Genomic DNA, 10,270 nt, shown 5'->3' with positions numbered 1-10,270 from the left:
CGTTAAGTTGACACCAATGCGCGCTGCCTCCCCTCTGCGTTTAACAATATTTAAGTTATCTGCAAAAACCCAGACTATTTTTTGATACTATTTAAGACCGGACTCCTTAAATATTGATTGACGTATGAGCAAAGGTACCCTATTTGATAAAGTTTGGGACTTACACACCGTTGGTACACTTCCCTCAGGGCTGACACAACTATTTATCGGGCTTCACCTAATTCATGAAGTCACCAGTCCCCAAGCCTTTGCTATGTTACGCGAGAGGGGTCTAAAAGTACTATTTCCACAGCGTACCGTCGCCACGGTCGATCATATTGTGCCTACAGAAAACCAGGCACGTCCCTTTGCCGATACCTTGGCAGAGGAAATGATTCAGGCGCTCGAAAATAACTGTCAAGAAAATAACATAACTTTTTACAATATTGGTTCTGGGAGTCAGGGTATAGTTCATGTCATCGCTCCAGAACTTGGACTGACCCAACCAGGAATGACGATCGCTTGTGGAGATAGCCACACTTCGAGTCATGGGGCATTTGGTGCGATCGCATTTGGTATCGGTACTAGTCAAGTCCGAGATGTTCTCGCTTCCCAAACTCTCGCCCTCTCCAAACTGAAAGTCCGCAAAATCGAAGTTAACGGCACTCTCAACCCTGGAGTTTACGCCAAAGATGTCATCCTGCATATCATCCGCACCCTTGGCGTGAAAGGTGGTGTGGGCTATGGCTACGAATTTGCAGGTACGACATTTGAACAAATGAATATGGAAGAGAGGATGACTGTCTGCAATATGGCGATCGAAGGCGGTGCGCGTTGCGGCTATGTCAATCCCGATCAAGTCACCTACGATTACCTCAAAGGTAGAGATTTTGCACCCATTGATGCAGATTGGGATAAAGCAGTGGGCTGGTGGGATTCCATCAAGAGCGATGCAGATGCCCAGTATGATGATGTGGTGGTATTCGACGCTGCGGAAATTCCTCCTACTGTCACTTGGGGAATTACTCCCGGTCAAGGTATCGGTGTCAACCAGTCAGTACCTCAACCAGAAGAACTGCTAGAAGAAGACCGATTTATTGCCGAAGAAGCTTACCGCTACATGGATTTATATCCTGGTCAACCCATCAAGGGCACTAAAATAGATGTCTGCTTTATTGGTAGTTGTACCAACGGTAGAATTAGTGATTTGCGAGAAGCTGCGAAAATCGCCAAAGGTCGCCACGTTGCAGAGGGAATTAAAGCCTTCGTTGTCCCCGGTTCTGAACGGGTGAAGGAAGAAGCGGAAGCTGAAGGATTGGATAAAATCTTTCAGGAAGCTGGATTTGAATGGCGTGAACCAGGATGTTCCATGTGTTTGGCTATGAACCCCGATAAGCTGCAAGGAAGACAAATCAGCGCCTCTTCCTCCAACCGCAACTTTAAAGGCAGACAAGGTTCATCCTCTGGTCGCACATTATTAATGAGTCCCGCGATGGTGGCTACTGCTGCCATTAAAGGCGAAGTCTCTGACGTGCGTGAGTTGTTGTAATTTTGAGTATAGGGCATAGGGCATTGGGAGAGACGCGATGAATCGCGTCTGTACAAGAATTCAGAGTTATTATTCTCTCCTCTGACCCTCTGCCCCAGTCCCCAGTCCCCAGTCCCCAATCCCCAATCCTTAATATGGTGAGTGAAGTTAAAACAGTTTCAGGGCGCGGTATACCCTTAGTGGGCAATGATATAGATACCGATCGCATTATTCCTGCGCGATATTTAAAAGCCGTTACCTTTGATGGGTTAGGCGAAGGCGCATTTATCGATGACCGGACAGCACTTAAAGGTGAACATCCCTTTGACCAACCCCAATACAAAGGGGCGAATATTTTAATAGTCAACCGTAACTTTGGCTGTGGTTCATCACGGGAACATGCACCCCAAGCGATCGCAAAATGGGGAATCCAAGCTTTAATTGGTGAAAGCTTCGCCGAAATCTTTTTTGGTAACTGTGTGGCAATGGGTATACCTTGTCTGACAGCCGATGCTGTGACTGTTAAACAACTGCAAGAGTTAGTCGCTGCCAATCCCCAAGCCGCCGTGACAGTAAATCTGGAAACCTTGCAAGTGCAAATTGGTGATTACACAGCCCCAGTTGCGATCGGTGAAGGGACAAGAAGCACATTTATTTCTGGAACTTGGGACGCTTGCGGTCAGTTGGTGGCGAATGCTGACCAAGTTCGGGCAACGGCTGCAAAATTACCCTACGTAGGTTGGTCTAATTTAGCCGCGAGTTAAGATTTACTCGTTCTCTGGTTGTCATTGTCAGCCAGGGAACAATACAGTTCAGATAAGACCAAAACCCTTGTAGAGACGGCGATTTATCGCGTCTAAAAAACCCGATTTATCTCATCTCAAAAACCCGATTTATCGCGTCTAAAAAACCGGATTTATCGCATCTCGAAAACCCGATTTATCTCATCTCAAAAACCCACAATTTTGTATAATTAGCCCTTAACTAAACCGTATTGAGCCAGGGCATACTCATTGCTGGGCTTACTGCATTCCTTTTAAAAGATAAAGATTGAGTTAACCACTAAGCAAAATTTAATCATAAGACAAAGTTTATTTAAACCAGTAAAGTAATTAATATCTTATAATTTCTAAGATTTTTAAAACTAAATGGCTCGATATGCGTTTACCTCTCATTATCAGTGCAACACTATTACTATCTCTAGGTCTAAACCTACCAGTGATGTCTGAAACTCCCGTAGAGATAGCACAACTGACAACTAATAATAACTTGAATTTAAGACGATTAAGATTTAATCGCCGTTTGTGGAATCAGGCAAACATTTCTAACTATCGCTATACCTTTAGCAACAGTTGCTTTTGTATACCCGATGCTAGAGGCCCAGTAGTCATTGAAGTACGTAATGGTCAAACAACTTCAATCACTTCTGTCGCTACAGGTCAACCCGTTAATCAGCAATTCTTTCAAGAATATAAAACAATTCCCAAACTTTTTAATGTGATTCAAGATGCGATCAACCGTAATGCATTCAGTTTAGATATAGGCTACAATCATAAACTCGGTTATCCAACCCGAATTAATATCGATTACAATAGTCAAATTGCTGATGAAGAAATCTTTTTGACAATTGAGAATTTTGAGGAAATTAAATAGATACTAAGCCAATACTGCTTGGGTTTTGCATTTTGAACTCGGAATTGGGTTTTGGGAAAAGGGTCAAGGATAAAGGTTAAAGGTTTTTTCTTTCCCCTTACCCTTTTCCCCAAAACCCGACAAGTCTTGGATACTAAGCTGATTATTTCCACTCAATCTCTACCAAAGATAGAGATAAATTAGCAACTCCAAAAACAGATTCAATACTTTACTCTTCTCTGAAAAGGTAATAGCGATGCTTACGGCATCGCTTTTCATAAAAATTAACAATTTGATGAAGTTATGTTGATTTTACAGGAATAATTCTCAATTATTCAACGAATTTGTTGTGTTTGAGCGCTTGACTAAAAACAGTCATTTCTGATATCTTCAAATTACTCGCTAAGATTAGCACTAAGTATAAGTTTTTTAACTCAATTAACCAGATTTTTTGTTTTTACTTTAAAAAAGTAGTTTTCTTGATAGCGAAACTATAATTCAACTTATTGCAGACGGCTTAAAACTATACAGCCATTTGTGAAAATCATCATTAAGACTCATTTGCCGCTGCTGCGTTTGCTCGGTAGATGCCACGGTGTTAGCGTCGTAGTAGCGCATCTCACCCAAGGCACTACGAGCTTGGATGATTTTCGTCCGCTCAATCCGACGCTGTTCGTAACTAGTTAAAGCTTCTGAGAGATTAGCTGACTGGGAAAAACACTCTCGCAGTTCATAAGCATCTTCAAAAGTGGTATTGGCTCCCTGTCCCATCGCAGGCGCCATTGGATGAGCGGCATCGCCTAAGAGAGTGACTCTACCTTGACTCCATTGAGTTAACGGTGGGCGATCGCAAATCGGCCCTTCCCAAATCTGCTCGGCTGGTGTTGCTTCCACCACCGCCCGAAAGCATTCATCCCAATCAGCTAATTTATGGAGAATGCAAGATTTCACCTCATCAGCGCTGTGGGAAAGGGAATACTCAGGTGATAACTTCCGACTAATCCAACTGGTATAGCCGCCGCCCACATTGAGAAGGTACATAAACTGTTGATTGCCTTTGACAAAAACTAGTTCATAGTCATTAAATAGCTCATGGTGATACTTGATGACGGCACGCCAACACATACTACCGATATAATTAGGCTGACCCTCGCCAAATAAAGTTTCTCTGATGATAGAGTTAACGCCATCAGCCCCAATCAGCAAATCTGCATACACCGATTTTTCGCCATCAAAATGAATTTCCACACCGTTTTCATCTTGTTCAAAGCCGATGCAGCGATGATTGAGGTGAATGATCTCAGATGGCAATCTAGAGGCCAAGACTTGCTGTAAACGATACCACCAAATAGTCAATAATGGCTGTCCATACTGCTCTAAATATTTAGTTGCGTTAGTTCGGAGTGTTTCTCCTTGAATATTCTTTAAAACCGTATGGTGAACCTCGCATCCTGAACTTTTGAGGGTTTCGACAATTCCCGGCGCGATCGCATCTAGGGAACTCAAGCCATTAGGAGCGAGGCCTAGTCCAGTTCCAGCCGGACGAAATTCTTGGGCTTTTTCGTATACTTGCACATCGATACCTTGGCTTCTCAGTGCGATCGCAGCAGCCAAACCGCCTGGCCCAGCACCAACAATAGCAACTTTCTCTACTATGGGTTTGGATAATTTCTGAGTTAGATTTGTATTCATATTAAAAGTCAGAATATCCACACGAGTACATACGCTTCTTTCATGCCTCAAGGCGGTTGCTTTGCAAGCTTACCTTTGAACTAGACCCACAATGATTAATTTTGACTGCTGAGTACTTTTTTAGTCAATCTTTCTTAAGAAACAACTCTAAGAGGTTGTTTGAAAAGTCCTCTTGTCGGTATCAAAAGTTTTAGATCCCCCTAAATCCCCCTTAAAAAGGGGGACTTTGACTCCAGTTCCCCCCTTTTTAAGGGGGGTTAGGGGGGATCTAAAGTGCCTAAAGTTACAGAGAGAAACTTTTCAAACATCCTCTAAATTTGGTCTTCTAATGGATTGTGGTTGCTGGTGGTAACAAAAACTTCACACCCTCAGAATTGTTCACCAATTCAACAAACTTGAATAAATACGATTACATCAGTTTTGGCGCTAAATTCTCTAAAATTGACTTTTAAATTTCATAAACTTCCTATAACGGAACTAAGCTTGCTGTATCATTTTCATATTCAAAAATGATTGTGAAGATGAGTGTGTATGAAATTTAAGTCAGTTTCCGCGTGTATTGGTTTAAGTCTTCTAAGTTTTTCAGTCAGTTCATTGCCGCGTCTTGTAAATTCACCACAAGTCCTTGCCCAAGAAGTTACTTCTTCATGCCCTCTGCCATCTGAGATTGCCATTACCTTCTTAGATTCTAAATGTCAGGAAGTAAAACTAGAACAGCCAAAGACTTTTTATCGCTACTATAGTAATAGTGGCAATAAATACGGCAGGTATTTGACAACTGACAAATATAAAACAAATGTAGAAGTAATAAAAAATCTGGCTCTTAATCAAGCATGGGGCAATGAAGCCACTATGATCCAAAAAATAACTTTACCAGCAGGAACAATAACTTATCAAGGAATTGTTGCCCCTCAAGTGCCTACAGAATGCTATCCAGGGGGCGCTCAACAGACATTTATTCAAGATTCAAAAGATCCAAATATCAAATGGTCTGAGGGAAAAAATCTCGTCGTAAAACCTTTTAGTTGCCCGTAAAATTTATGAAACCTAAGACAGAAGAATTTATCAAGCTAATTGACCAAGCATCTGAAATTGCCGAAGAGATGTTGGAAGACAAAAAACCTGAGTCTTCAGCACATTTAAACAACGCGATCGCTGTTCTACAATCTATTAAAAGCAAGGCACTAAATGGTAATCTTGAACCATCAGGAGGAGTCTCAACTCTTGGACTAGCTCATGGAGTGGCGGATTGGATTGAGCCGTTAGATTCGCCATTATTAAAAGCTGTAGGTGCGATAGAGGAATATTACCAAAAAAACCTCTAAATTGCCTATCTAGACTCTTTACTTGAACATGATTTAGGACTCATATTTGATTTTTGAACAAAACTCAGTACACCTTTATTCCTTCTTCCCAGTCCCCATTGCCCCTAATCCCCAGAGGGGGCCCCGAATTCCCCAATCCCCAGTCCCTTACCTATACGAGTGATTCAGAAATCAAATCGGATTGCTATTGTCATAGAAGCAGTGCTGAGTACCGAGTAAGAATTCTCATTTGGAACTCAGCACTGTTTTGCTGAAAGTAATGATGTAATTATTATCTACATGAAACATGGAAGAAAATTCTTTAGATCCAATAACTTCAAACTCATTTACCCAGGACTTGAAAATCTTGGGTTCAGAGGAAGTAGAATTATCTTTGAATGTCAATAATATCTCCTACTCAGTCAAGCTAGAACCTCGTGTTACTTTACTGGATGCACTACGGGAAAAGCTGGGTCTAATGGGAACTAAAAAAGCTTGCGATCGCGGCGAATGTGGTGCATGTACTGTATTAGTTGATAATCGGCGAATCAACTCTTGTATGACTCTAGCAGTCATGCATGTCGATGCTGAAATTACCACAATTGAGGGATTAGCAGAAGATGGCAAACTTCACCCCATGCAAACAGCCTTTATCACCCATGATGCTTTTCAATGTGGTTACTGCACATCGGGTCAAATTGTCTCAGCCGTAGGGATGATATTAGAGGAATCGCCAAAATCTGAGGCAGAAATTCGAGAAAAGATGAGTGGAAATCTTTGCCGTTGTGGAGCATATCCTAATATTATTGCGGCGATTCAAGATGTGCTAGAGGAAATGGAAGATGCAGCCATTTAGTTATGCTAAAGTTGCCTCAGAAGAGGTTGCGATCGCAACAGTTAATCAAGACCAAACTGCTGCATTTATTGCTGGTGGCACAGATTTACTAGGATTGATGAAAGATGGAGTCCAAACAGCGAATATATTAATTGATATTAATAGTTTGCCTTTAGCAGATATTGAATCTCACGCTAATGGAATCCGCATTGGTGCGATCTCTCGAATGAGTGATGTGGCTTTTCATCCCCAAATTCAAGAACGTTATCCAGTAATTAGCCAAGCTTTGTTACAAAGTGCTTCACCGCAACTGCGAAATATGGCAACAGTAGGCGGTAATTTACTGCAACGAGTCCGCTGTGGTTACTTTCGCGATCCGGTTTTTCCTTGTAATAAACGCACTCCCGGTATAGGTTGTTCGGCAATTACAGGTTACAATCGAATGCATTCTATTTTCGGGGCGAGTGAACATTGTATTGCTGTGCATCCCTCAGATTTAGCTGTGGCGCTGACGGCATTAGATGCAGTGATTTGCATCCAAGGGGTAGAAAAAACACGGCGAATTTCAATTCATGATTTTTATCTCTTACCAGGTGAGACACCAGCAAATGAAACTCTATTACAGCCTGGAGAATTAATTGTTGCCATTGAAGTTCCACATTCTGCATACAAGTCTTATTATTTAAAAGTCAGAGATCGAGCTAGTTATGAATTTGCTCTTGTTTCCGTAGCTGTTGCTTTAGATATAGAACAAGACATCATCAAATCAGCACGCATTGCTTTTGGGGGAGTTGCACCCAAACCTTGGCGTGGATGGGAAGCTGAAGAATTTCTCCAAGGAAAAGCAATCAATGAAGCCACGTTGAAAGATGCAGCCGCATTAGCCATCAAAGAAGCGAAACCGCAAACACACAATGAATTCAAAATTGAATTAGTCAAACGCGCTTTGATACGTGCGCTTTCAGTTGTGGGAGGAAAGTCATGAATAAAATTATCGGTAAACCACTTGATCGCGTTGATGGTAGGCTGAAAGTTACCGGAAAAGCACCTTACACAGCCGATGTGCCAATAGAGAATTTAACTTATGGAGTGATTTTTCAAAGCGCGATCGCCAGCGGTAAAATTATCCAAATAGACACATCCGCCGCCGCAATCGCCCCTGGTGTGCTAGATATCATTACTTATCAACAAACTCCATCGCTGGTAAAAATACCTTTCTTTGGGCCTCCACAGCCTCAGTCAACCGAAAAAGACCATAATATTTACTACGATGGTCAACACTTGGGGGTTGTAATTGCCCAAACTTTAGAACAAGCCGAAACCGCCGCCTCTAAGATAAAAATTATCTATGAAGAAGCCATTTCTACAGTCACGGCGGCAGGTGCAGAGATATTTGAACCAGAATCAATATTTTTTGGCATCATGCCCGGTAAAATCACCAGAGGAGATGTTGAATCAGGGAAAGCCCAGGCAGATGTCTTGGTAGAGCAAGTCTACACCACACCAATGGAACATCACAATCCCCTAGAACCTTCTGCAACGATCGCAGTATGGGAAGAGGATATTTTGACGCTGTATGAAACCACTCAAGGCATTTCTGCAACCCAAAGAGCGATCGCATCTGTGCTGAATATTCCTCAAGAAAATGTCCGCGTCATCTCTAAATATTTAGGCGGAGGATTTGGTTGTAAGGCGCTGCTGCGATCGCATACAATCTTAGCTGCGATCGCAGCTCGTCAAGTAAAACGCCCTGTAAAAGTAGTGCTAACGCGATCGCAAATGTACACTGCTTGCGGCCACAGATCCCAAACCGAACAACACCTAACGTTAGGTGCAACCAAGGAAGGCAAACTAACCGTCATCAATCACATTGGTACATCCTTAACATCATTATTTGATGACTTTGTAGAACCTGTGGGTGCAGCAACAACGATGATGTACGCCTGTCCAAATTTGGAAGTAAAATACCGTTTGGCACGCATCAACACTGCTACGCCAACCTTTATGCGTGGGCCAGGAGAAGCGACGGGAATGTTTGCCTTAGAATCGGCAATGGATGAACTGGCATACACCTTAAATATTGACCCGATTGAACTAAGACTAAGAAATCATGCAGATATTGATCCCCATAAAGAATTACCTTGGTCAAGTAAATCCCTGAAAGAATGTTATCAAAAAGGTGCAGAAATTTTTGGTTGGTCACAACGCAACCCAGTTCCCCGTTCCATGCGGGATGGTTATTTCCTGATTGGTTGGGGAATGGCAAGTGCGACATTTCCCACCAATGTTGGAACTGCATCAGTCAAGGTAGAAATTTTTGCCAGTGGAGAAGTGAAAGTACGAAGTGGTACACAAGACATCGGTACTGGCACTTATACAGTGATGACGCAGGTAGCCTCTGAAGTATTAGGCTTACCAGTGCAGTTTGAACTGGGTGATAGCAATCTTCCGAAAGCGCCGATTGCAGGGAACTCAATTACCGTTGCTAGTGTTTCTCCGGCGGTGCATAAAGCCGCGATCGCAGCACGGGATAGAATAATTCAAATGGCGATCGCAGATGCAAATTCTCTGCTTTATGGATCTCAAGCAGAAGATATTAGCGTTGAGTCAGGGCAAATATTTTTAAAACAAGATCCATCGAAGCGAGACAGCTACACCGATATTCTACGCCGTCATGGGTTAGAAAGTTTAGAAGTTACAGAAGAATCTTCAGCCAGTCCAGAGAGCAAAGAATACGCCAAACACTCATTTGGTGCGATATTTGTGGAAGTTGCAGTTGATGAGTTGTTGGGAGAAATCAAAGTTAGACGATGCGTAGGCGTTTATAGTGCAGGGCGAATTCTCAACTTTAAGACAGCGCGGAGTCAGGTAGTCGGTGGGATTACATGGGGAATTGGTATGGCGCTGATGGAGAAAACTGTCATGGATACAAATCAGGGCAGAATAGTTAGTGCAAACCTTTCAGATTATCTGATTCCGGTTCATGCAGATATCCCCAATATGGAAGTGCAATTTATTGAAGAACACGATTCTTATGTTAATGCGCTAGGAACCAAAAGCCTGGGGGAACTTCCGATTGTTGGAGTAGCGGCTGCTATATCGAATGCAGTTTATCATGCCACAGGTAAGCGGATTCGTGATTTGCCAATTACACCAGATAAGTTGCTGTGATGATATTAACCAAGGTTTTACCCCACCCTAACCCTCCCCGATGCATTGGGGAGGGAACTAGATTTTCTATTTCCCCCCTTTGCAAGGCTACGGTGTACACACAAGTCGAAAAAAGATCAATTTCGCATT

General features: G+C 42.5%; 9 protein-coding genes. 8 read left to right on the top strand and 1 reads right to left on the bottom strand.

Translation table 11 applies throughout. From position 1 onward, the window contains the following. Positions 1-124: 124 nt before the first annotated feature. The 3 genes from leuC to A4S05_RS36330 all read left to right on the top strand — a co-directional run bounded on the left by leuC (position 125) and on the right by A4S05_RS36330 (position 3,160). Complete coding sequence (gene leuC / locus A4S05_RS36340) at positions 125-1,528, top strand: 3-isopropylmalate dehydratase large subunit (RefSeq protein WP_069074608.1); 1,404 nt, start codon at positions 125-127, stop codon at positions 1,526-1,528. Between the two features lie 134 nt (positions 1,529-1,662). Then, entirely contained in the window at positions 1,663-2,271 is a 609-nt protein-coding gene (gene leuD / locus A4S05_RS36335) for a 3-isopropylmalate dehydratase small subunit (protein WP_069074607.1), read from the top strand. Between the two features lie 394 nt (positions 2,272-2,665). Beyond that, complete coding sequence (locus tag A4S05_RS36330) at positions 2,666-3,160, top strand: DUF6174 domain-containing protein (protein ID WP_069074606.1); 495 nt, start codon at positions 2,666-2,668, stop codon at positions 3,158-3,160. Positions 3,161-3,637: 477 nt separating this feature from the next. Here A4S05_RS36330 and A4S05_RS36325 read toward each other — a convergent pair whose 3' ends face one another. Further along, positions 3,638-4,831 carry an FAD-dependent oxidoreductase gene (locus A4S05_RS36325; protein ID WP_069074605.1) on the bottom strand — a complete coding sequence of 398 codons (1,194 nt, stop codon included), beginning with the start codon at positions 4,829-4,831 and terminating at the stop codon, positions 3,638-3,640. A gap of 531 nt (positions 4,832-5,362) precedes the next feature. On the opposite strand from A4S05_RS36325, the gene A4S05_RS36320 reads away from it, so the two are divergent. The 5 genes from A4S05_RS36320 (at position 5,363) to A4S05_RS36300 (ending at position 10,141) form a co-directional block, all read left to right on the top strand. Then, a complete protein-coding gene (locus A4S05_RS36320) occupies positions 5,363-5,866 on the top strand; it encodes a hypothetical protein (protein ID WP_069074604.1) in 504 nt (167 codons plus the stop codon). Positions 5,867-5,871: 5 nt separating this feature from the next. Next, on the top strand, positions 5,872-6,156 hold the full coding sequence (locus tag A4S05_RS36315; RefSeq protein WP_069074603.1) for a hypothetical protein: 285 nt from the start codon (positions 5,872-5,874) through the stop codon (positions 6,154-6,156). A gap of 286 nt (positions 6,157-6,442) precedes the next feature. Next, positions 6,443-6,991, top strand: coding sequence for a (2Fe-2S)-binding protein (locus A4S05_RS36310; protein WP_084227392.1), 549 nt, complete (start codon positions 6,443-6,445; stop codon positions 6,989-6,991). After that, the gene (locus tag A4S05_RS36305) at positions 6,978-7,955 is read left to right on the top strand and encodes an FAD binding domain-containing protein (RefSeq protein ID WP_069074602.1); all 978 of its coding nucleotides are present in this window, start codon (positions 6,978-6,980) and stop codon (positions 7,953-7,955) included. Before A4S05_RS36310 ends, A4S05_RS36305 begins: the two co-directional genes overlap by 14 nt. Next, positions 7,952-10,141: a xanthine dehydrogenase family protein molybdopterin-binding subunit gene (locus A4S05_RS36300; RefSeq protein WP_069074601.1), complete on the top strand. Its 2,190-nt coding sequence runs from the start codon at positions 7,952-7,954 to the stop codon at positions 10,139-10,141. The genes A4S05_RS36305 and A4S05_RS36300 overlap by 4 nt, the downstream gene beginning before the upstream one ends. Positions 10,142-10,270 lie beyond the last annotated feature (129 nt).

It is taken from the genome of Nostoc sp. KVJ20 (assembly GCF_001712795.1).
In the GTDB taxonomy this organism is placed as follows: Bacteria; Cyanobacteriota; Cyanobacteriia; order Cyanobacteriales; family Nostocaceae; genus Nostoc.
Note: the sequence above shows the minus strand (reverse complement) of the source record. Positions and strands in the feature narration are given on the sequence as shown.

Bases quoted from the DNA above. Each gene is read 5' to 3' on its own strand.
- A4S05_RS36310 (WP_084227392.1), top strand. From the start codon at position 6,443: ATGGAAGAAAATTCTTTAGATCCAATAACTTCAAACTCATTTACCCAG.
- A4S05_RS36330 (WP_069074606.1), top strand. From the start codon at position 2,666: ATGCGTTTACCTCTCATTATCAGTGCAACACTATTACTATCTCTAGGT.
- A4S05_RS36315 (WP_069074603.1), top strand. From the start codon at position 5,872: ATGAAACCTAAGACAGAAGAATTTATCAAGCTAATTGACCAAGCATCT.
- A4S05_RS36320 (WP_069074604.1), top strand. From the start codon at position 5,363: ATGAAATTTAAGTCAGTTTCCGCGTGTATTGGTTTAAGTCTTCTAAGT.
- leuD (WP_069074607.1), top strand. From the start codon at position 1,663: ATGGTGAGTGAAGTTAAAACAGTTTCAGGGCGCGGTATACCCTTAGTG.
- A4S05_RS36305 (WP_069074602.1), top strand. From the start codon at position 6,978: ATGCAGCCATTTAGTTATGCTAAAGTTGCCTCAGAAGAGGTTGCGATC.
- A4S05_RS36325 (WP_069074605.1), bottom strand. From the start codon at position 4,831: ATGAATACAAATCTAACTCAGAAATTATCCAAACCCATAGTAGAGAAA.
- leuC (WP_069074608.1), top strand. From the start codon at position 125: ATGAGCAAAGGTACCCTATTTGATAAAGTTTGGGACTTACACACCGTT.
- A4S05_RS36300 (WP_069074601.1), top strand. From the start codon at position 7,952: ATGAATAAAATTATCGGTAAACCACTTGATCGCGTTGATGGTAGGCTG.